13 protein-coding genes are annotated in these 21,367 nt (G+C 72.0%); 9 read left to right on the top strand and 4 right to left on the bottom strand.

All coding sequences use genetic code 11. The features are described 5' to 3' along the window. The first annotated feature begins 10 nt into the window (after positions 1-10). Genes IPJ59_RS26380 through IPJ59_RS26370 form a run of 3 tightly spaced genes read left to right on the top strand, consistent with a single transcriptional unit; the run spans position 11 to position 9,515 of the window. Positions 11-1,990 carry a hypothetical protein gene (locus tag IPJ59_RS26380; protein ID WP_293273835.1) on the top strand — a complete coding sequence of 660 codons (1,980 nt, stop codon included), beginning with the start codon at positions 11-13 and terminating at the stop codon, positions 1,988-1,990. Then, positions 1,987-5,622 carry a hypothetical protein gene (locus tag IPJ59_RS26375; RefSeq protein WP_293273834.1) on the top strand — a complete coding sequence of 1,212 codons (3,636 nt, stop codon included), beginning with the start codon at positions 1,987-1,989 and terminating at the stop codon, positions 5,620-5,622. The genes IPJ59_RS26380 and IPJ59_RS26375 overlap by 4 nt, the downstream gene beginning before the upstream one ends. Then, on the top strand, positions 5,619-9,515 hold the full coding sequence (locus tag IPJ59_RS26370; protein ID WP_293273833.1) for a hypothetical protein: 3,897 nt from the start codon (positions 5,619-5,621) through the stop codon (positions 9,513-9,515). Before IPJ59_RS26375 ends, IPJ59_RS26370 begins: the two co-directional genes overlap by 4 nt. A 75-nt stretch (positions 9,516-9,590) precedes the next feature. On the opposite strand, the gene IPJ59_RS26365 is transcribed toward IPJ59_RS26370, so the two are convergent. Next, positions 9,591-12,509, bottom strand: coding sequence for a protein kinase domain-containing protein (locus IPJ59_RS26365; RefSeq protein WP_293273832.1), 2,919 nt, complete (start codon positions 12,507-12,509; stop codon positions 9,591-9,593). A 135-nt stretch (positions 12,510-12,644) separates the two neighbouring features. Here IPJ59_RS26365 and IPJ59_RS26360 point away from each other — a divergent pair, with 135 nt between their 5' ends. The 5 genes from IPJ59_RS26360 (at position 12,645) to IPJ59_RS26340 (ending at position 17,339) form a co-directional block, all read left to right on the top strand. After that, positions 12,645-13,022 carry a YidH family protein gene (locus tag IPJ59_RS26360; RefSeq protein WP_293251735.1) on the top strand — a complete coding sequence of 126 codons (378 nt, stop codon included), beginning with the start codon at positions 12,645-12,647 and terminating at the stop codon, positions 13,020-13,022. A gap of 47 nt (positions 13,023-13,069) precedes the next feature. After that, positions 13,070-14,305 carry an aspartate aminotransferase family protein gene (locus IPJ59_RS26355; protein ID WP_293273831.1) on the top strand — a complete coding sequence of 412 codons (1,236 nt, stop codon included), beginning with the start codon at positions 13,070-13,072 and terminating at the stop codon, positions 14,303-14,305. Between the two features lie 270 nt (positions 14,306-14,575). Further along, positions 14,576-15,904: a DUF4215 domain-containing protein gene (locus IPJ59_RS26350; RefSeq protein ID WP_293273830.1), complete on the top strand. Its 1,329-nt coding sequence runs from the start codon at positions 14,576-14,578 to the stop codon at positions 15,902-15,904. A gap of 239 nt (positions 15,905-16,143) precedes the next feature. Beyond that, positions 16,144-16,764, top strand: a complete 621-nt coding sequence (locus IPJ59_RS26345; protein ID WP_293273829.1) for a tellurite resistance TerB family protein — start codon at positions 16,144-16,146, stop codon at positions 16,762-16,764. Between the two features lie 86 nt (positions 16,765-16,850). Continuing rightward, the gene (locus IPJ59_RS26340; protein ID WP_293273828.1) at positions 16,851-17,339 is read left to right on the top strand and encodes a cupin domain-containing protein; all 489 of its coding nucleotides are present in this window, start codon (positions 16,851-16,853) and stop codon (positions 17,337-17,339) included. Here IPJ59_RS26340 and IPJ59_RS26335 read toward each other — a convergent pair. The 3 genes from IPJ59_RS26335 to IPJ59_RS26325 form a co-directional block, all read right to left on the bottom strand. Continuing rightward, positions 17,326-18,771, bottom strand: a complete 1,446-nt coding sequence (locus IPJ59_RS26335; RefSeq protein WP_293273827.1) for a hypothetical protein — start codon at positions 18,769-18,771, stop codon at positions 17,326-17,328. The genes IPJ59_RS26340 and IPJ59_RS26335 overlap by 14 nt on opposite strands. Before the next feature lie 1,018 nt (positions 18,772-19,789). Next, positions 19,790-20,101, bottom strand: a complete 312-nt coding sequence (locus IPJ59_RS26330; RefSeq protein ID WP_293273826.1) for a hypothetical protein — start codon at positions 20,099-20,101, stop codon at positions 19,790-19,792. Positions 20,102-20,175: 74 nt separating this feature from the next. Next, positions 20,176-20,778: a hypothetical protein gene (locus IPJ59_RS26325; RefSeq protein WP_293273825.1), complete on the bottom strand. Its 603-nt coding sequence runs from the start codon at positions 20,776-20,778 to the stop codon at positions 20,176-20,178. Here IPJ59_RS26325 and IPJ59_RS26320 point away from each other — a divergent pair. Continuing rightward, positions 20,756-21,367, top strand: a 612-nt coding sequence (locus IPJ59_RS26320) for a hypothetical protein (RefSeq protein WP_293273824.1), incomplete at its 3' end; no start/stop codon positions are given. The two genes, IPJ59_RS26325 and IPJ59_RS26320, sit on opposite strands and share 23 nt — an antisense overlap.

Below are 21,367 nucleotides of genomic sequence, written 5' to 3'. Positions count from 1 at the left end.
GAGGCCTGACATGAGCATTGCAGAGACCTTCGATACCTTCGATCACGTGCTCCCAGGGCTGCGGCCCGGGGCGTACTCCCTGAAGATCACGCAGGAGCTCGCCGAGGGCGCCACGCTCCTCAAGGGCGAGACGCAGACCTTCGCGTTCACCGTCGTCGCCCCGCGGCTCCGCCTGGCGGACGACGAGGTGCACGCCTCGTTTCCTCCGGTCGGCGGAGCGGCCAACTACGCGCTCACGCTGCCGCACCTGGTCCTCAAGCGGCGTGCGCTGCCGTGGGAGCGGCGCGTGGGCCCGGACGAGGGGACGCCGTGGCTCGCGCTCGTGGTGCTCAGCGAGGCGGAGCTCGCCGGCGACGCCCGACTGATCACCGGGAGCGCCGCGCAGGTCGCCCCGCCAGCGACGCCCGACGGCGTGGGCCGGCCAGCGTTCGAGCCGCCGCTCACGGCCGCGGAGAAGGAGGAGAAGGTCACGTATTTGGAGCTCAGCGAGGCGCTGCTTCGCAAGCTCTGTCCGCGGCGCACGGAGTTGGCGACGCTGGCCCACGTCCGCCAGGTGGACCTGTCCGACAAGGGCGACGCCCGCGGCGCGAGCAAGGGTGAGTTCGCGGTGCTGGTGGCGAAGCGCTTCCCCCAGGTCGGGGGCAACACCGCGGTGCTGGTGTCGCTCGAGGGTTGGGACGCCTGGCTCGCGACCGACACGGCCGCCGCCGATCGTCGGCTGCGCGTGGTGGTGCTGCACGCCTGGCCGTTCCGATCGCTGAGCGACGGGAGCGGGACGTTCCGGGGCCGGGTCCAGGGGATCAAGCGCAACCACCCCGGCCCGCTGGCGATCCCCAGCGACGCCGCGTGGGATGAATCGGTGACGCGGGCGCTGGACCTCGGCTTCGTGCCGATCGCCTATCACCCGAGCGGCGGCCCGAAGTCCGTGGCCTGGTACCGCGGGCCGCTGTCGCCGATCGCGGTCGCGCCGCGGCTCGCCGCCGAGGAGGCCCACGACCGCCCGCCGACGCCGCTGCCCCTCGCCGGCGTGGAGGGGGCCCCGCTGGACATCTCGCAGCTGTCGGCGTGGCAGCTCGGGCGTCTGCTCGCGCTGTCGTCGGCGAGCTACTCGTCGGCGATTCGCCGGTGGAACCACGTCAAGGCGCTCGAGCGCATGCAGGCCGGCGTGGCCAGGGAGCGCCGCGCGCTGACGCTGGTGGACGCGCTCGCGGGCTACCTGGAGGCCCGCCGTGACCGCGATCCCGACACGGAGACCGAGCCGCTGTTCCGCGACGCGATGGCCATCGCCGACTGGCTCGGGCGGCTGCTGCTGCTGGCGCCGGTCCCGCTGCGGTACCTCGCGCCCAGCGGCCGTGCGCTGCCGCCGGAGAGCTTGCGCGGGTTTCGGGTCGACCCGAGCTGGACGATCGACGCGCTGGCCATGGGCGCGCTGTCGTACTGCGAGGATTCGCTGCGGGGGGCGCCCGTGCGGCGCAGCTGCGGCGAGGTCCGGGCCGCGCTGTGGCGGCTGTTCGACCACCAGCGCGAGATCCTGACGAATGGCAAGAAGGACACGTCCGCGGTGCCGCGCGACCAGACGATGACCGGCTTCCTGCTGCGGTCGCGATTGTTGCATGAGTACCCCGGCGTGGAGATCACGCTCTGGTGTGGCAGCAAGAAGATACGCCCGCTCCGCTTCGAGCGGATCTCCGACGATACGCTGGTAGTGCTGACATATCGCGAGCCCGGCGCGCTCCACCTGCGGGAGCCGCGAGAGGGGCTGCGCTTCGGCTGCGAGCAGGACTGGAAGCTGGAGCCGGTCCGCGAGGGCAAGGCCGACCCGCCGCCGACGCTGGACCTGGCGAGCTACAAGGACGCGACCTCGGTCCTCGACGTGGCCGCGCTCGCCGAGAAGCTGAACGGCGACGCGGTGAGCAGCGGCGCCCGCTTCGGGCGGCACTGGATGCGCCGCCCGACCGACTCCACGATCGCCTGGGAGCATATCCAATGACACCCCACCTGCTGCCCGTCCGCGTGTCCGCCTGCGTCTACGATCCGAGCACCGTGCCCCTGACGGGCGAGGTGGTCGTGGACGGCGTGACCAAGAAGAAGCCCCACGACTGGTCGTTCCGCCAGCCCAACTATGACGGTGTCGTCAAGGAGCTGCTGCCCGTGTGGGACGGGCTGTTCGAGACGCGGCAGCTGCCACCCGCGATCGCCGGCGCCACGGGGCCCGCGATCTGTTTGAGCTGGGCGTTGCCCGCCGGGTGGGGCCAGCCGCTGCGCGCCGACGATCCTCACTCTCATCCGCGGCTGCCCGATCGCTGGCTCGTGGTCCGCATGGCGCGGCGGACCCACACGGGTCAGGCCTGGGCCGCGGCGGACGATGAGCCGGACGTGCGGGCCTGGGTGGTCGACAGCGGCGTGGCCGACGCGAGCGGTGCGCCCGTGCTCGTGCACGAGGCCGGCGCGCTGGCGGTGCGCCGCGTGGGTCGCGTGCGCACGCTCGAGCAGGCCGTGGCGGCGAAGCCCGACGAGAGCCGCGAGCGCCTCACCGCCGAGGGCGCCGCGGCCAGCCGGGACCTCACCTTCACCGCCTTCGTGCCGGCGCACCTGAACAACCTGGCCTGCGTCGACCGACTCAACGACTTGCCGGCGGGGCTGGCCCTCGAGGACACGGCGCTGTCGTACCTCGTCGTCGGCTGGTATCGCGAGCCCGGCGTGGACGACCCGATCACCACGCTGCAGGGCGGCGGCGTCGCCGATATTCGCCGGGCGCTGGGCCTGTACGAGCCGGGCGACGGGAAGAAGAAGAAGGCGAGCGACACGCTGTCGCTGCCGCTCGGCGAGCGCTGCGTCTTCCACGGCATGGTCGCGTACGTCGATTACTTCAACCCGAGGAGCTACCTCGGCCCCGCGTTCGGCGCGCCGCATCCCAGCGAACACCCGCGCAAGCACCCCTGCGAGTCGCTGATCTACCCCGACCGGACCCAGATCGGCGTCGGCATGACCGGCGAGCAGGCGCTGGCCGAGCTGTGCGCCAACCGGGACGACAGCACGAAGGATGGTTCGGGCGCCCAGATGGCCGCGGTCCTCGAGGCGCTGCTGGACGGCACCCTGGCGCGCTGGGACGCCGTCGGGGCCGAGGACGTCAAGGCGCACGCCCGGCGTCTCGCCACGTTCCAGACGGTCTCCAGCGGCAAGGAGTGGAGCGTGGGGCCGGCCGATCCCGCGGCGGCTCCGAAGGACATGCCGCCCCTCGGCGCCGCCTTGACGAAGCTGCTCGCCGATCTCAACGCCGCGCAGGCCCAGGCGGACCGCAAGTCGTGGGTGGTCGCCTCCGCCGTGGAGGCGCTCTACACGAGCTTCTGGATGGCCCAGAAGGTCGGCAGCGAGGTCGACGGTCTGCCGGCGTACGTGGCAGCGCAGGCGGCCGAGACGCGGGCGCTTCAGGCCGAGCATCAGAAGCTCGTCGCGGCCGCTGCGGCGCAGGAGAAGGGACTCAGCACGGCCCTCGACGCGGCGCTCGTCGCCGGCGAGCTGCCGGTGAAGTTCACCACCTTCGCCCATGAAGCGGCGCCGTTCTATGTCCCCAAGGAGCCCGCGGTGGCGGTGCGCAACGTCAGCCCGCGGCTCCCGCTCCGGCCGCTGCCGCGGGTGGGTCGCTCCACGGATCAGATCGTCGTCGACGCGCCGCGGGATGGGCAGGGCTTCCAGTACGCCCGACTCGCGTGTGCTTCGGTCGTTGCCAAGCTCAAGTCGGGGCTCGGCGATCCCGTCCTCGACGCGGTCCTGAGCCTGCTCGCCGACGAGGCCTCGATCGTCGAGGAGGCCGTGGCGGCGCTGGTGCGCGCGCGCAGCGTCGTGCCCGCGTTCCACGCCAAGTCGAACCTCAGCGAGTGGGTGGATCGCGGCCGCCGTCTGTTCGCCGACCTCGGCGGCGCGGCGGTCTGGGCCGACCCGCGCTCGCGGCCGCCGACGCTCGACGGATCGTCGCTGATCCACCTGCCGACCGTCGACGGGCCGACGGTGCCGCTGGCCGATCTGTGCACATTGTGGGTGCAGCAGCCGTGGCTCCCGCTGTTCCTCGACTGGGAGGTGGACTGGATCGTCGGCGACGACTCGGCCTCGCAGCTCGCGGGCCGCACGCTGCTGGCCAACCGCCCGCAGCGGGTCTTCAAGGACTGCCTCGACCGCCTCGACAAGGCGGTGATGGAGCACGACGCCGCGGTCCACACGATCCTCAGCAGCGACGCCTTCGCCGCGATCGGGCAGTGGGACGTGGTCGGCCAGACGCTGAGCGGCATCCACCAGCAATTGCTCACGCGTCACGACTCGCTGCCTCGCATCGCGCCCGAGCGGGCCACGCTCGCGGGCCAGTGCTTCGACGGGTCGTCGGGCGCCGCGCTCGGGCCCCCGCAGTGCTCGCCCAACACGCCCTTCCAGTGGTTTCGCCGCGGCTCGCTGCGGATCCGCGAGCTCCGCGTGGTCGACCTGTTCGGCCAGGCGCTGGTGTTGACGACCACCGCCGTGAGCGCGGCCCAGAAGTCGCAAGCCGACGTGGTGCCGCTGGACGACCGCGTGCTCGAGCCCACGCGGCTGGTGGTGACGCAGCCGGAGATCCTGGGCTGGATCGTCGCCAGCCGCCTCGATCACGCGGTGGTCGTCTACGATCGCGATGGCGGGCCGCTGGGCATGATCGTGCGCGAGGCGGGCGCCGCGAAGCTTCAGCCGCTGCCGGCGGCCACGGGCGAGCCGATCAAGGATCCGGGGCTGCGTGCATTCGTGACGGCCCTGACGGGCGCGGCGGCCTTCGACCGGTTCATGGCGCTCGCCGACGAGGCGCTCGCCCGCACGCAGCCGGCCCGCTCCGAGGCCAACCCGGCCCCGGCCGCGCTCACCGGCCGGCCCCTGGCGCTGGTCCGCGCCGATGTGCAGATCGAGCGGCGCGGCGGCCCCGTGCACGACGCCTCGTGGCTGGCCAATACCTACAACTTCAAGCAGTTCATGGCGGGCGGCGCGGCCTTCATCGCGGGCGAGCGGAGCCCGCTGCGCAGCGTGTCCGTGAAGATCGGCAGCCAGCACCTGCCGGACGACGGCTTGATCGCGTACCAGGAGCAGGCCGGCCCGATCGAGCGGACCTTGAAGCTGGCGAGCGACGCGAAGGCGCTGACGATGGATCTGCCGGGCGCCGAGCAGCCCGCGGCGAAGGCGGTCAGCTTCCTCATCGATCCCCACGGCAAGCTGTACCTCGATCCGGGCGTGCTGCCGGTGACGGCGTTCTCGTTGCCGCCGGATATGTACGAGGAGGTGCTCGCGCGGCTGCCTGCGGTGATTCGCGTCGATCCCGTGCTCGTGGACTCCAACGCCGACCTGCGGGCCATGCTGGGGGCCGACGCCGCGAAGCGACCCCACATGGACCTGCCGATCCCGGTCGGGGTCCGCACGCCCGACGCCAGGGAGCGGGCCGCCGACGGTACCGGCAAGCCCGCGCGGCCGCCGGCGCTGTTCTTCCTCGGCGGGGTGCCGGTGGAGGTCGATCCGGCGGGCCCGATCCCCCCGGTCCCGAGCGGCGAGATCGCGGCCGCCGCCGGAATGTTGATTCTTGGAAGCACGCCAACTGCAAGGACGATCTCACCATGACTGCTGCAAGCATTACCCGAGTCGGCGATAAATATACGGTCACCGCGTTTGTCAGCCCCGGGCGGACCGTGGGCAGCGACAACAAGGAGACCGCCGTCCTGGACCTGTGCCTCGAATCCATGACGGGCCCCGGCGACGGGAGCATCATGGTGATCGTGCCGAAGGAATGGGTGGAGGAGGCCGCCCGCCCGCTGCTGGCCCGCGAGGTCAAGGACGCGGCGCAGACCTGGACTGTGACCAACACGCCGGGGAAGGAGTGGGTCATCTCGCTGCGGCGAAAGCCCGGTGGGACGCCCGCCGCGGGCGCCTGGAAGCTGAGCCTCACGGTCCCGATCAAGAAGCCCGCGAAGGACACGGTGATCACCGGGGCGAAGGTGGCGCTGTTCGGGCTCGACGCGGCGCCCCTGGCGGACATCGCGGCGAAGGCCCAGGCCCAGGCGGCGGACCCCGTCGTGCGCCTGGAGTCGAATCCGGCTGACACCGTGGCCCTCGCGTTCGGGCAGCCGGTCACGCTGAGCTGGACCCTGCAGAACATCGTCCCCGGGACGGCGAAGCTCAAGGGTTCGATGCTCGGCGCCCGGGAGATCGCCGCGGTGCCCGGCCAGACGCAGACCGTCTGGGCGCTCGACCGGGCCGACTATGTGCTCGAGGCCGAGATCATGGTCAACGGCGTCCAGCACCGGGTCAGCCGGGAGGTGGCGATCGACATCGATCGGCCGCAGTACGGGTTCCGGGGGCTGCTGCGCCCCTCCGGGGTGATCCTCCCGTCCGGCCCGATGGCGTGCTTCTGGATGGGCGTCAACCTCACGCGGGTGCGCTTCGATGTCCGCAGCTCCGAGCAGGAGCACGTGACGCCGACCCTGGGCAAGCACGCGAGGAAGCCCGATCACCCCGAGCCCGGGCTCAACAGGTCGTTTCAGGTCCAGTTCGGCCCGACCGCGGAGGGCGAGAAATGGACGATCGCGGCCTCCTACGATACGAGCGACCCCAAGGGCCTGGAGGTGGGCAAGATCGTCGACCTGACGGTCACCGCCGTGAAGGCGCGCGCGATCGCCACGGTGCCGAGCCCGCAGAGCACGGTCCTGGGCTTCGTCGCCGGGCGCTTCTGGGGCGTGGTCCAGGACGGTCGGCCGAAGGCCGTCGCGGGCGGGACGCGGACCGTCGAGTGGGTCGCGGTGGCGACCGACCAGGGCCTCGAGCTCCGCTTCGTCTGGGAGACGAACCAGCAGATTGTCGCCGAGTGCAAGTGGCCGCTGGGCAAGGTCCGCTGCCTCGGCGTCACGGGCGTCGGGGATCCCGAGGACATGCGCGGGCTGGTGGCGGTGGTGCAGGAGGGCGCCGTGCTCAAGGTGAAGGAGCTCGCGTTGCCCGAGCTCACCGTGACCCGCGAGGCGACCCTGCCGGCGGCGTTTGCCGGCGCCCAGCGCCTGCACCTCGTGGCGATCGGCACGCGGGTCTACGTGCGGGGCGACGGCGTCGCCAGGTCCTACGCGCTGGGCGTGACGCCCGACTTCATCGACGAGCCGTGGCTCGCCAGGCTGGCGTGGCCCGCGTGGGAGGTGGTCGCCGTGCCGGGCGCGGCCGGTGGATGCCTGTTCGCGCTCAACGCACGCACCGGCGCCCTGCTGCGAATCGACCCGCGGGCGGTCGACTCGACGCCGGGCTCGCTGATGGCGCCGCGCGAGGCGGCCTCGGTCAACCACCGCCTGGCCAAGCTCGACCTGCTTCAGCGGGCCCAGCTCGGGGACGCGGCATACCTGCTGGGCAAGGAGCTGCGCTACAACCTGAGCTGCGAGGAGGGTGGCAGCGAATCGGTGAAGGTCGACGGTCGCCATGTATGGCAGGAGGACCCGCGCTGTGTCGATCACGGGAGCGCGCTCGTCGTCGTCGGCGGCGCCCTCGTGGCCCGCAGCAGCCGACCCGATCCAGGCCGCAGGAACGTGCGCCAGGACCGGGCCTACGACCCCCGGCTCGACGTGTGGGTGCGCTGCGGGCACCTCTTCCCCGGGGCCCTGGGGGCCCACTTCGCGTGCACGCGGTCGGCACCGCGGTTCGTGAAGGACGCGCAGGGTTCGACGCGCCCGGTCTCGAGCGAGGGCTCCGTGTATTGCCGGAAGGAGGACGGCACCTTGTGGCGGATCCAGGGCGAGCTGCTCGAGCTCATCGGCTTCGCCGGCATGAACGTCGCCCCGCTCGCCGAACCATCCGCCGCCGGGGCGACGCGGTGGCGCGGCCACTCCCTCGAGGCCGGCGCCGAGCTGAAGCCCGACGATTACCTCCTGTCGCGCGACGGCCGGCACCAGCTCGTGTACCAGCCCGATGGCGACCTGGTGCTGTACCGCCTCGGCGCCGGGAGCACCTGGAAGCCGAGGAAGCCTGGCTCGGATCTGGACAAACGCGGCACCTGGGAGCCCGAGCGCACGGTGCTGTGGCAGACGAGCACAGCGGGCAATGCGGGCTGTGTCCGGCTGCAGGCGGCGGACGGCGATCTGGTCGTCTACCGCACCGCGACCGGCACGGATCCTGCCTGGGGTGCCCACGATTTCGGCGCCATCTGGGGCGCGGAGCACGACGCCTTCAACGTCGCCGCGAGCCTCCAGGGGGTGACGCGGCAGCACGATCACGCCGTCGAGTACAGCGGCAGCCGCCTGGTCCTGGAGGACGACGGGCGGCTGGAGATTCGCTCCCGCAGCGGCGTCTTGCTGTGGCGCGCCCCGCGGAAGATCGTCCGTGAGCTCGCGGCCGGGGAGTGGCTGTTTCGTGCCGATAGTCTCGTGAGTCAGGATGGCACCGCCTCCTTCGTGAACCCGCGCGACTGGGCGATGGCCCGGCTCGGGACCGACGGATACCTCCGGGTCTATGGTCGGCGGAGCGCCACGCCGATCTGGAGCACCGAGCAATGTGGCGGAAAATCCGCGGTGTCGCTGAACCCCAAGATCTTCGTCGAGAGCGGCGGGGAGATCGCCGTGCGTGACGGTGCCCTGACCATGTGGAGCAGCACGTGGGCCCGCGGATCGTCGGGCTCGCAGCTGGAGCGCGGACAGTGGTTCGAGTCGCCCGGGGGCGAGTATCGGCTCGTCCTCCAGCACGACGGTGATCTGGTGCTGTTCGATAAGCATATTGCGAAGGTGTGGTCCACCAACAGCAGCGGCGGCCGCACCCTGTTTGTGGCGCCGGACGGGAACGTCGGCGGCCCCGGCGAATGGTGGGCCGCGGATCACGGCGGGGTCAAGGAGGGGCCCTATGCCGGTCGCTGCGGCGGCATCGTGATGACCGCCAGGGGGTTTCAGGTCGTGTCCACGAGCCCGGCGGTCGTCTGGTACGACGTGACCGACGACGGCGGCTTCCCCGAACAGGGGAAGGTGCGTCGGCGCAACTCCAGGCGGTGCCGCATCTACAACGTCGACCAGCAAGGGTACATGTTCGCCGCCGGCTGGTGGCGCTTCCACAAGGTCAAGGAATTCAGCGGCGTGTTCGTGGCCAAGGGTGGCGGCGCGGCCCTCCCCGACAACATCTGGGTCGTCTCGGAGGTCCAGGCCGGGCGCTTCGCCATTTACAACGAGCAGCACAAGGAGTGGCTGTTCGCCAGCACATGGGTGCTCACGGTCGAAAATACCTTCATCGACGATCCGTACAAGGACCGAAGGAACATCTTCGCCACGAGCGGCGCCTTCCCCTGGGTCTACGCGGTGGGGGGGGCCGGGCTGGGCTTCTTCGAGCTCGAGCCTTCCGGCGCCGACGTGACCATCCGGGCCCTGGGCCCCGACGAATACGTCTATGCCGCGGACTTCCAAATGGTCGGCGATTGCTGCCGCGTACTGTCGTGGATCCCCAAGCCGGAGGGCTACGCGGAACGTCGGGCCCATTGCTTCTGGCAGCTCAAGGACGTGTAGCGCGCTGCGGGAGCCGATCGCCGCGAGGAGCGGTGATATCGTCGATCGCGCTGACGGAGTCCGAGGATATCGGGATCAGGGCGGCGCGTGGGCCTCGATCCACGCGTTGACCTCGGCCGCGCGGGGGGCGAAGCCGGCGGCGAGGCTGACGTAGAGGGCGCGGGCCTGCTCGGCGGCGCTGAGGGCCTCGCGCTGGCGGTCGGCCTGCCAGAGCAGGCGCGCGCGCAGGAACTCGAGCTGGGCCCGGTTGTAGGGGTGTTTGAGCTCGCGGGGGTGCTCGCTGGCGAGGGGCTCGAGGACCGCGAGGCCCTCCTTGATGCGGTTGCGGTGGAGGTCGAGCTCGGCCTGGTAGAGCGCGAGGTACAGGCGGGCGAGCAGGTCGGGCTGCTCGGACCTGGCGAGCAGGGCCCGCTCGCGCTGGAGCTCGCGCTCGGCGGTGTCGAGCTGGCCGCGGGCGAGGGCGATCTGGACGCGCGTGCTGGCCTCGCCGGTCCAGAACGGGTGCCCCGGCGGATACTTGGTGTCGAGCTTCAGGGCATCGTCGAGCAGGGCCTCGGCGCCGGCGAGGTCGCCGGCGTCGACGCGGTAGCTGGCGGCGGTGAGGAAGATGCCGGCGGTGCGCTCGGCCCGGGCGGGGCCGGCAGCCTTGAGGATCGCGAGGGCGCGGTCGAAGTGCTCGCCCGCCGCGACGAAGTCGCCGCGCCAGTTCTCGATCGAGGCGACCAGCGCGTACTGCTGGCCGACGTCGGGGTGCTGCTCGCCGCGCAGCGTGCGTGACAGATCGAGGGCCCGGGTCGCGAGGTCTGTGGCGTCGTCGTAGTCGGCGTTGCGCTTGGCCATGACGGCGAGGTTGCTGAGGGCGGTGACCATGCGCGGGTGCTGCGGCCCGAGCTCGCGGGTCCAGATGTCGATCGCCTCGTGGGCGAGCGGGAGGGCCTCGGGGATGCGCTCCTGCGTGGACAGCACGGCCGAGACGTTGAACAGGGCGTCGGCGAGCAGGGTCGGGGAGTCGGGGTCGCGGCGGCGCAGCTCGAGCGCGGCGCGGTGGGCGACCTCCGCGTCCTTGACGCGGCCGTCGTTGCGCAGGGCGTTGCCGTAGTTGGTGAGCAGCTTGGCCTGGGTCGAGTCGTCGCCGCCGTGGCGCTGCAGCGCGGCCTCGCCGAGGCGCAGCCACAGCTCGCGGGCGGGCGCCTCGGCGCCGACGAGGCCGAGCTGGTTGGCGGCGATGTCGGCGAAGCGGGCGTCGTCGCCGGTGCGCAGCGCGGCCTCGAGGGCGGCGGTGTTCCACGTCTGGGACTCGGGGCGCGAGTCGATGTAGCCAGCCTGGGCGCGGGCGGTGAGGGCCCGGACCAGCAGCTTGGGGTCATTGAGCTCCTGCAGGCGGGCGATGATCGGCTGCAGCTCGTCGATCGCCTGGGTGTACTTGCCGGCGCGGTAGAGCAGGCGCGCGTGGGTGATGGCCTCGTCGAGGCGGGCCAGCTCGGGCGCGGCGAGGGTGGCCGAGCTGGCGGCGGCGGTGAGCGCCGCGGCGGCGTCGCACTTCGCCGGCGCGGGCAGGTCGCGGACCAGGGCGATCGCGTTGTCGATGATCTTCGGGTCGGGCGCGGCGAGGAAGTCGAGCACGCGATCGAGGTCGCGGAGCTGGCGGTCGAGGCAGACCATGCGGCGATCGAGGGCCTCGGTGGACTGCTCGCCGCGCAGGTGGGTGTCCTCGCAGGCGTCGAGGCGGGCGGTCGACCACGCCTCCGCGAACGCGTCGATGCGGGTGGCGACCAGCTTCCAGGTGTTCGCGGCGTGCACGACCTTGGAGCCGGTGAACGCGAGCTGCAGCGCCTCGCGGCGGGCCGGCGACCACAGCTCGGCGACCGCCGCTTCGCCGCCGCCGCACACGGTCGCGTCGGTCGAGGCGCTCCACAGGGCCGCGCCAGCGCCCGCGGTGACGGCCACGAGCGCGGCGGCGCCGAACCACAGGCGGCGACGCGAGGCGATGAGCGGGCGCAGCTCGGCGAGCAGCGCGTGCATCGAGGGCTGGCGGGCGCCGGGGCTGGCCGCGAGGCCGCGTCGGAGGGCGCGGGTGAGGCGACGCGGGACCCGGGTGGCAGACTGGGCCGGCTCCTCGCTGTGAATGGCGAGGAAGAGGTTGGCGATGCTGTCGCCGCGGAACGGGCGCTGGCCGTGGATGGCCTCGTGGAGGGCGACGCAGAAGGCGAAGATATCGACTGCGGGCGTGATCTCGCCGCCGTCCATCTGCTCCGGGGCCATGTACGCGGGCGTGCCCATCACCGCGCCGGGGACGGTCAGCGTGCCGGCCTCGCCGAGCCAGGACTTGAGCGACACGTCCTCCCGCGGGGGCGCGTCGGCGGTGGCGGCCGCGAGCCCGAAGTCGCCGACGGTGACCCGGCCGTTGCGGGCGATGAGCACGTTGTCGGGCTTGAAGTCGCGGTGGATGATGCCGGCGTCGTGGGCCGCGGCGAGGCCCGCACCGGCGGCGACGAAGACCTCGACGATCGCCTGCCACGGCCGCTTGGTCTCGGCGAGCCAGCGGCGCAGATCGCTGCCGTCGATCAGCTCCATGGCGATGAACAGGCGCGAGCCGACGACGCCGACGTCGTGCACGGCGACGACGTTGGGGTGGCTGAGCCTGGCCATCGCCTGGGCCTCACGCAGCAGGCGCTGGGGCCCGCTGGTGGCGTCCGTCGCGGCGACGCCGGTGTGCAGCACCTTGATCGCGACCTTGCGATCGAGGTCGGGGTCGTGGGCGATGTAGACGGTGCCCATGCCGCCCTGACCGAGCAGGCGCTCGAGTACGTAGCGGCCGAGCCGTGCGCCCGGCACGAGGGCCTCGTCCGCGGGCCTCGGGCTCTGGCGGACGCTGGCGATGGTGGCATCGCCGGCGCTCATCGCCAGGGTCGCCTCGGCGCCGGTGGGCTGCGCCGCGGAGGCGCTGCTGGCCGCCAGCGTGAGCTCGGAGCCGGGGGTCGGGGCGGGCGGCATGAGGGGGGAGCATATCGATCAACGCGGGCGCGGTCGCGGTGAGGATCGTGTCGGCGGCGATCGATCGCGAGGGGGGGAGCGCGCGGCAACGGGCACGTCGGTCGCGGGACGTGCTACGTGGGTGGCACGATCGCCATGCCATCTGCGCCACCACCGCCCGAGGATCCCCGCGTCCGCTTCGCCGCCGAACGCACCCTGCTCGCCTGGATCCGCACGGGTTTGGCGATGATGGGCTTCGGCTTCGTGGTCGCCCGCTTCGGCCTGTTCCTCCGGGAAGTGTCGGCGCTCGGCGAGTCTCCGCGACCGCTCGGCTGGTCCCAGGGGCTCGGCGTGGCGCTGATCGTGCTCGGCGTGCTCGTCAACGTCCTCGCCGCCGCCGAGCACCGGCGGGTGATCGGTCGCATCGATCGCAACGAGCCCTACCAGGCGCCGTGGTGGTCGCTGGGTCTGCTCGTCGCGGCGCTGCTGGCCGCGCTCGGCGTGGGCATGGTCAGCTACTTGCTGCAGATGTAGCGCCGGAGGGCTCGACAGGCCGGCGGCGATCGGCGACACCCTCGGCCATGGCCCCGCGCCCGTCCTCTGAATCCCTCGACTTCGATTTCGCGGCCTTCGACCGCGACGTGATGGCGACCTACGCTCGCTCGCCGATCGCGCTGGTGCGCGGGGCTGGCTGCCGGGTGTGGGACAGCGCCGGGCGCGGGTACCTCGATTTCGCGGCCGGGATCGCTACCTGCACTTTGGGACATGCCCACCCGGCGCTGATCGAGGCGGTGACGCGGCAGATCGGTCGCCTGCATCACGTGTCGAACCTGTATTACATCCCGGAGCAGGGGGCGCTGGCGGCGTGGTTGACGGCCCGCGGCGCGGGCGAGCGGGCGTTCTTCTGCAACTCGGGGGCGGAGGCCAACGAGGCGGCGATCAAGCTGGCCCGCAAGTATGGGCGCACCCGCCTGGGCATCGCGCGGCCGGCGGTGATCTCGGCGGTGGCGAGCTTCCACGGGCGCACCCTGGCCGCGGTCACGGCGACCGGGCAGCCGCGGTATCAGCAGGACTTCGATCCGCTGGTGCCGGGCTTTCATCACGTGCCATTCAATGACTTCCCGGCGCTGGTGGCCGCGATCGCTACGCTCGACCGCGACGAGCGGACGGTGGCGGCGATCCTGCTCGAGCCGCTGCAGGGCGAGGGCGGCATCCGTCCGGGCGACCCGACGTATTTCGCTCAGGTCCGGGCGCTGTGTGACGAGCGCGGGATCTTGCTGATGTTCGATGAGGTTCAGGTCGGGGTCGGGCGCAGCGGGACGCTGTGGGGCCACGAACAGCTGGGGGTGAAGCCGGACGTGCTGACGCTGGCGAAGGGGCTGGCGGGCGGGCTGCCGATCGGGGCGATGCTGTGCCGGCGCAGCTGCGACGTGTTCGGCCCGGGCGACCACGGGAGCACCTTCGGCGGCAATCCGCTGGTGTGCGCGGCGGCGCTTGCGGTGCTGCAGACGCTTGAACAGGACGCGTTGATCGCGAACGCGAGGGATCGCGGGGAGCAGCTGCGGGCGGGGCTGCGTGGCCTTGCGGCGGGGCTGCACGGGAAGATCGCGGAGGTGCGGGGGTGGGGGCTGATCGTCGGCGTGGAGCTCGGGGCGGATCAGCCGCGTAGCGCGGCCGAGCTGGCGCGCGCGGCCCAGCTCGAGGGGCTGCTGACGGTGCCGGCGGGGCCGCGGGTGCTGCGGTTGGTGCCGCCGTTGATCGTGTCGGCGGCGGAGGTGGATGAAGCGGTGGCGATCCTCGCGCGCGTGCTGGGATAGGCACATCCGCCATCGACGTGATCGCGCGGCGATCGAGCGGGGCAGGCGCGGCGCGAGACTGATCTAGCGGTCCGGTGTCGATGCGTGCAAAAAGTGTCCGCGCGCGTCCGCGGGGTCCCGTGCGTGCGCAAGCACTGCGGACCCACACGCGCGATGATCCGTCGCGGCGCCGTGGTCGGCGTGTACCATCCGCCCATGCGAACGATACATGGATGGATGGGGTTGTCGGCGATTCTGTTGGTTGTCGGCTGTGGCGATGATGGCGGGCGGGTGACCACGTTCTCGAGCGACACGGCAGCGACCACGGCGATGACGACGACGACGGCGCCGACCTCGGAGGGGCTCACCGAGCCGACCACCGCGAGCGAGACGACGTCGGGCGGCACGACCGATGCGAGCGCGAGCGACAGCACCAGCGGCAGCAGCGGCGAGCCTGCGACCACCGCCCCCGCGCCGGTCTGCGGCGACGGCGTGGTCGATGCCGGCGAGGACTGCGACGACGGCAACCAGGAAGACGGCGACGTGTGCACCAACGGCTGCAAGAACGCGGCGTGCGGGGACGGCATCGTCCAGACCGACGTCGAGGATTGCGACGACGGCAACGCCGAGGACCTCGACGCTTGCTCGAACCTCTGCGTGGCCGCGGCCTGCGGCGACGGCGTGCTGCAGGCGGGCGAGACCTGCGACGACGGCAACGACGTCGACACGGACGCCTGCACCGCGGTGTGCGAGATGGCGGTGTGCGGCGACGGCCTGGTCCAGGAGGGCGTGGAGGCCTGCGACGACGGCAACGACATCGACGACGACGCGTGCACCAACACCTGCGCGTCGCCCAAGTGCGGCGACAAGGTGAAGCAGCCCGGCGAGGACTGCGACGACGGCAACCTGGTCGACACCGACGAGTGCACCCAGACGTGCAAGGCGCCGACCTGCGGCGACGGCTTCATCCACGCCGGCGTCGAGGAGTGCGACGACAAGATCGAGTCGCTGACCTGCGACCTCGACTGCACCAAGGCCAAGTGCGGCGACAAGACGCTCAACAAGACCGCGGGCGAGACCTGTGACGACGGCGCCGAGTCGGCCCAGTGCAACGCCAACTGCACCGCCGCCAAGTGCGGCGACGGCGTGCTCAACAAGCTCGCCGGCGAGGTCTGCGACGACGGCAACATGGTCAACACCGACGCCTGCGTCGGCGTGTGCGTGGCCGCCAAGTGCGGCGACGGCTTCGTCCAGGCCGGCGTCGAGGACTGCGACGACGGCAACAACGTGGACAACGACCAGTGCAGCAACACCTGCAAGGTCAAGGTCGCCTGCGCCGGCTGGGTGAACAAGGGCGGCTGCTGGTACACCGCGCCGAACCTCAACATGAACTGCACGACGGTCTGCGCCACCCACGGCGGGTTCAACCCGGCGACCTCGCAGCACACCGGCAACGAGGTCGGCATGCACTTCTGGCCCAACAAGGCCAACGGCGGCACGTGGATGAGCGTCGAGTGCTCGTCCACCGATAACAACACCAACTGGGGCGCCAACGGTCAGGCGCCCGACGCGAACTTCAGCCACGCCGCGTGCTACGTGAATTGTTCGTGTAACAACTGAGGCTCGCGGGCCCGCCTCCGCCCCGCGTGCGCGCGGCGGACGCGGCCCTGAACCCGGCGCCTGTGGGCTGGCAGGATGCGGGGGTCTGCCGGAGGGCCGTGGCCCCGTGGGGGCGCGCCGCGGGCCCGAATGCGCGCAGCGGGCTCCTGAGGCGAAATGGGCCGGCGGAGAAGGTCTGCGTGCAAGTGCACGGGTGGGTCACCCGCGAGCGACGAACCATGATACGGTCCGGCGTTCGCATGATCTTGTTCGGCGCGAAAGCGGTCACTTCCACGCACGCGAAGGGGACGTTCTACTGCCCGGGATGCGACCGCGACGGCGTGCAATATGAGCACAGGCGCAGTCGAAGATTCGTCACCTTCTACTATCTACCGCTGATCCCGCTGAATGTCCTGGGCGAGTATATCGAGTGTCAGGTGTGCAAGAACACCTACAAGGTCGAGGTGCTGGCGGCCGACAGCGCAGAGCATCGGGCCGTCGAGGCCGAGTTTCAGCTGGTGATCAAGCGGGTGATGATCTTGATGCTGCTGGCTGACGGGGTGGTGGCGGACGCGGAGATCGAGGTGATCCGGCGGATCTACCAGCGCCTGTCGTCGGTCGACCTCCCGGCCGAGCTGCTGCGCGAGGAGGTCCTGGCGGCCCAGCGCGACGGTGACGACGTGCTGGCCTACCTCGAGCGGCTGGCGCCCATGCTGAACGCGCGCGGGAAGGAGCTGGTGATCAAGTCCGCGTTCCTGGTCGCCACGGCCGACGAGCAGTTCCAGGACAAGGAGCGCCAGCTCCTCGCGGACATCGGCATGACCCTCGGGCTGACGACGGCCCAGGTGCACACGATCCTCGGGCCGATGAACCGCACCTGAGGGTCGGTGGTGGTCATTGATCAGGACGGCTATCCGCGCCTGCGCTATCCTGCGGGCCGAGCAACCCTACCCCAAGGCAGGAAGACATGAGCCAGAAGCCACCTGTGGCGCTGTGCGCCGCCGACGCGCCGCTGCGCGCCAAGCCGTCCAACTACCCGGAGCCGTTCGCCTCGCGCATGAGCGGCCGCTTCAAGCGGCCGCTGGGCGACCTGTTCGGCCTTGGCAACTTCGGCGTCAACCACACGCGCCTCGCCCCGGGAGCGGTCTCCGCGTTGCGCCACGCGCACACCAAGCAGGACGAGTTCATCTACATCCTGGAGGGCCACCCGACGCTATGCACCGACGAAGGTCGCACGCCGCTCGCCCCTGGCATGTGCGCCGGTTTCAAGGCTGGCACGGGCAACGGCCACATGCTGCACAACGAGACGGCCCAGGACGTCGTCTATCTCGAGGTGGGCGACCGCACGCCGGGCGATGAAGGCAGCTACCCCGACGACGACCTCAAGGCCTCGCTGGTCGACGGGAAGTGGGTCTTCACCCACAAGGACGGCACGCCGTACGTCACTCGGGCTTGAGGAAGACCTCCTGGATCCAGCCGCAGGTGCCGCCATTCTTGCAAGGTGTGCACAATTGCGGCTTGTCGGCGGAGCAGCCCCCGCCGGCCCCGGCGCCGTCGCTGGCCGGGGTGAGGGTGCCGGCGCCGGAGCTCAGGACCTCGACGAAGTCCCACATCACGCCCTGGGCGTCGCGGGTGTGGAAGTAGCTCTGCGTGCGATCGCCGTGGTGCAGCCACACCTTGGTCGTGCTGTTCTGCCCCCAGTAGAGATAGGCGCCGAACGGGTAGACGAGGAAGAAGTCGGCGTCGTTGCCGTTGGCGAAGCAGGTGATCGAATCGTTGGGCACGGCCTTGCCGCACTTGTGCGTACCCGCCGGATAGCTGACGATCTTGCGGTGGGCGGTCGGCGTCAGCGGGCCGCCGCTCATGGCCCCGCACTGCACGCGCCCGCAGTCGTCGGCGCCCTCGCTGCACGGGTTGGCGTCGCCGCAGCTGCGGTTCTTGTTGTCGGCGCAGGCAGTGGCCTGACCGCAGGCCGAGGCGACCTCGTAGTCGAGGCCGGCCGGCCCGAGCGCGCAGGGGTGGGCGGGGTCGAATCCAGCGAACACCAGGGCGGCGGGATCGTAGTAGATCCAGCCCTGCATGTGGCTGGCGCCCTGATAGGCGTAGCCCCAGTAGAATCCACCGACGTTTGGCCGCAGCGGGGCGGCGTTATCGGTGCAGGCGTCGATGTCCTTGTTGCCGCAGGTATCGCCCTGCTGACAGTCGCCCGCGGGGTTATACCAGGGGCCGGTGGTCGAGAGGCCGATGTAGCTGCCGGGCGGGATCTGCTGCAAGATGACGCCCTTGGTCGGCCCGCCCGCCTGGAAGATCGAGGCCGGGTCGCCGCCGAAGTCCCCTGAATACTGGGTGACCTGGGCGACGGCCTTGTAGGGATAATACCCGGCGTTGATGCCACGCGCGGTCCAGGCCTGGTTGAGGTCGGCGCAGCGACCCCCGCCGTCGGTGGTGGCCTGCTCGGCGGGCTTGCACGCCGGCGCGCCGCACTGATTCGGGGCCACGCCGTTACCGCAGATCTGGTCGCCGGGACAGGGGCCACAATCGAGGTTGTTACCGCAATTGTCGGCGAGGGCGCCGCATACGGCGCCGACGGCGGCGCAGGTGATCGGGACGCAACCTGTGGGGTCGCCGGTCGGGTCGGTGGTGACGGCGGTCAGGGCGGTGGTTACGGCGGTGGTGGTGGCGGTCGGGTCGGCGGTGGGGTCGGTGGCGCCGGTGGTCGGAGTCGTCGGTGTGGAGGGATCGACGGTGGGGCTGGTCGGGCCGTTTGTGGTGGGCTCGGTGGTCGCGGCGGCGGTGCTCGACGAGGCGGTCGACGATCCGGTGTCGTGATTCGAGCTGTCGCCGCAGGCGGTGCAGGTGAGGAGGGTGAGGGCGAGGCGGCGGGACATGCTGGCTCCGGGGGACGACGCTCATAGCACGATCGCGCGGGCGCGGAGCCCGGGGGATGCGAGGGCGTGACGCGGGTGACGGCGCTGCGAGCTGCGCGGACGCCCGATCGCCACACTGGCGTTTTGCGGGAATTTGCCTCGCTGGGGTACGAGGGGGTGCATGAGGGTTCAGTCCTCGCCATGTGTCCTCCCTTCGGTCGGCCCCATCGCTGCGGATTCACCCTCATGCACCCCCTCGCACCCCGGCCCGGAAAACCCCTGAAGCGCGCTGGCGGCGGCTCTGGCTCGCTTGCATCTTCGTGGTGAAATGTGAGGCCTTCGTCGGGCAGCTTGCGGCCGCGATCGGCCGCAAGATGCCCGACACCCTGGGGCCGGTACCCGCCGCAGATCCATCGCGGACGCTGCTGCGCGCGCGCGTTTCCGGGGCGGGGGGGCCGGGGGGGGGGTGGGGGGCCGGGGGGGGGGGGGAAGGGCCGCCGGCCCCCCCGGCCCGGGCCGGGGGCGGGGGGGGTGGGGCGGGGGGGGCCCCGGCGCGGGGGCCCCGCCCCCCCCCGCGCCCCCGGGCGCCCCCCGGGCCCCCCCGCCCCCCCCCCCCCCGGGGGGCCCGGGCGGGGGCGGGGGGCGCCGCGCGCCGCCGGGCCCCCCGGTTTGCCCGCCCGGGGGGGGCCCCGGGGGGCCCGGGGCCCCCGGGCGCCCCCCGCCCCCGGCCCCCCCCCGGCGGGCGCCCCCCCGGGCCGGGGGCGCGGGCCGGGCCGGGGCCGCCCCGCGCCCGCGCCCCGGCGCCCCGGGCCCCCCCCCCGCCCCCCCGGGCCCCCCCCGGGGGGCCCCCCGGGGGCCCGGGGGGGCCCCCCCCCCCCTCTCCCCCCCCGCCCTCCCCCTTTCCCCCCCCCCCCCCCCGCCCCCCCGCGGGGGGGCGCCCCCCGGGCCCCGGGGGGGCCGGGGGCTCCCCCCCCCCGCCGGGGGGCCCCCGCCGGGCGGCGCCCGGTGTTGCGCGCCGCGCCTCGCCTGCGTCGATGTATCACGTGTCCGGGGTGATGTACTTCGCCGGATCGGCGGCGACGGCGTCGCGCGCCTGGTCGCTGCACAGCACATAGTTCTTGCCCTCGTACTCGAACCGCGGGGAGTCGGCCTTGACGACGAACTTCCGGCCGCTGTACGGGCAGGTCGTCACGTCGCCAGGCTTCGCTTCGTGGTTCGGGACGACCGGGCGACCGTCGAGGGACTCGTCTCCGGCCCCTCCGGTGGATGAGGTCGGCGGCGTCGCGGAGGTTGCCGGTCGGCACGCGGAAATGGCTGTGGCGAGGAGGAGCACGGTGAACTGGCGGATCATGGCAATTCGTTCCTGCGGGCTGTTGTCTCTGTCAGCGGCCTGGGCGCTCGCGCGTCGTACGACGGGTCGTCATACTACTTTACGCTGATCATGTATGCGCCACCGGCCTGGGCGCTGACCAGGACGTAGCCCTCGTCGTCCGCCGCGAGCATGAGCGACGCGCCGCCGACCGGGTCGACGACCTCGATGTCGGCGCCGACCCGGAAGGCCCGCCCGCCGATGCCCGTGCCCGTCACCTCGACGCTGAGCTGACCCGGGCCGACCAGGCGGTAGATATCGAGGCCGCCCGGCTGGACGGTGCCCTCGGCCGCCTCGCCGGCGCCGAGGTCACCCTCGCGCGCGACCTCGCCGACGTCGAACGCGGCGAAGCCGTGGCCGAGGTCGGGGCGGTCGGCGACCATGGCGACGCCCATGTCTAGGAACAGCGACCACGCGTCGATGTCGTCGCCGGTGGCCTGGAGCGCAGTATCGAGGCCGGCCCACCCGTTGCCGGGCTCTGCGGTGATCGCGGTCATCAGCGGGATCCCGCCGCGCTCGTACAGGAAGGTGCCCCATAGCAGGCCAGCGCCATAATTGAAGGTACCGAAGTCGACGCCTCCGGGGCCCCAGTCCTGGTCCGGCGCGAGGCGGAAGTCGTCGAGCCATTCGTCGTCGGTGAAGAAGCCGTTGGCGGTCATCGCCGCCTGCGCGAGGCTCGTCGATCCACACCTCCTCGTCGGCGTCGCGGGCGCGGTGGATCAGGTGGTAGCTCTCGTGGGCGGAGATCGAGAGCGCGTCGTCGCCGTCGAGCGGTGCGAGGATGGTGCCGTCGAGGTGCAGCTGCGAATAGTCGCACCAGCCGCAAAGGTAGCCGTCGCCGCCGCCGTTGCTGTCGATCACGAACACCGACACCTTGCCGCCGGGCAGGTTGGCCGGCGCGAGCGAGCCGAACACCGCCTCGTCGTTGATGATCACGCCGCTGCCGGGGTCGATCGAGGTCTCCGGGGTGAACAGCTCGTAGCGGTGCATGAAGCCGTTGACGGCCGCCTGGTCGACCGTACCGTCATCCCACAGCTTGTCGGCGACCATCACGAAGGTGCGCTCGCCCTCGGCGCGGCAGGTCGCCGCGACCGGCACGATCTGGTGGGTCTTGCCATCGTATACCAGCGTCTCCTGCGGCTTGCCCCAACACGGCGAATCGCCGTAGTCGGGCAGGCCGCCGGTCGTCGATCCGGCCCCGGTGCTCCCGGAGGTGGTCGGGATCGACGTTGGGTCGTCGCCGCTCGA

The sequence above is a fragment of the Nannocystis sp. genome, assembly GCF_016714285.1.
Classification (GTDB): Bacteria; Myxococcota_A; Polyangia; order Nannocystales; family Nannocystaceae; genus Nannocystis.
Note: the sequence above shows the minus strand (reverse complement) of the source record. Positions and strands in the feature narration are given on the sequence as shown.

What these genes read in the sequence shown, in the direction of transcription:
- IPJ59_RS26335 (WP_293273827.1), bottom strand. Translation starts at nt 18,771, where the DNA reads ATGTCCCGCCGCCTCGCCCTCACCCTCCTCACCTGCACCGCCTGCGGC.
- IPJ59_RS26370 (WP_293273833.1), top strand. Translation starts at nt 5,619, where the DNA reads ATGACTGCTGCAAGCATTACCCGAGTCGGCGATAAATATACGGTCACC.
- IPJ59_RS26355 (WP_293273831.1), top strand. Translation starts at nt 13,070, where the DNA reads ATGGCCCCGCGCCCGTCCTCTGAATCCCTCGACTTCGATTTCGCGGCC.
- IPJ59_RS26330 (WP_293273826.1), bottom strand. Translation starts at nt 20,101, where the DNA reads ATGATCCGCCAGTTCACCGTGCTCCTCCTCGCCACAGCCATTTCCGCG.
- IPJ59_RS26360 (WP_293251735.1), top strand. Translation starts at nt 12,645, where the DNA reads ATGCCATCTGCGCCACCACCGCCCGAGGATCCCCGCGTCCGCTTCGCC.
- IPJ59_RS26365 (WP_293273832.1), bottom strand. Translation starts at nt 12,509, where the DNA reads ATGCCGCCCGCCCCGACCCCCGGCTCCGAGCTCACGCTGGCGGCCAGC.
- IPJ59_RS26340 (WP_293273828.1), top strand. Translation starts at nt 16,851, where the DNA reads ATGAGCCAGAAGCCACCTGTGGCGCTGTGCGCCGCCGACGCGCCGCTG.
- IPJ59_RS26375 (WP_293273834.1), top strand. Translation starts at nt 1,987, where the DNA reads ATGACACCCCACCTGCTGCCCGTCCGCGTGTCCGCCTGCGTCTACGAT.
- IPJ59_RS26345 (WP_293273829.1), top strand. Translation starts at nt 16,144, where the DNA reads ATGATCTTGTTCGGCGCGAAAGCGGTCACTTCCACGCACGCGAAGGGG.
- IPJ59_RS26325 (WP_293273825.1), bottom strand. Translation starts at nt 20,778, where the DNA reads ATGACCGCCAACGGCTTCTTCACCGACGACGAATGGCTCGACGACTTC.
- IPJ59_RS26380 (WP_293273835.1), top strand. Translation starts at nt 11, where the DNA reads ATGAGCATTGCAGAGACCTTCGATACCTTCGATCACGTGCTCCCAGGG.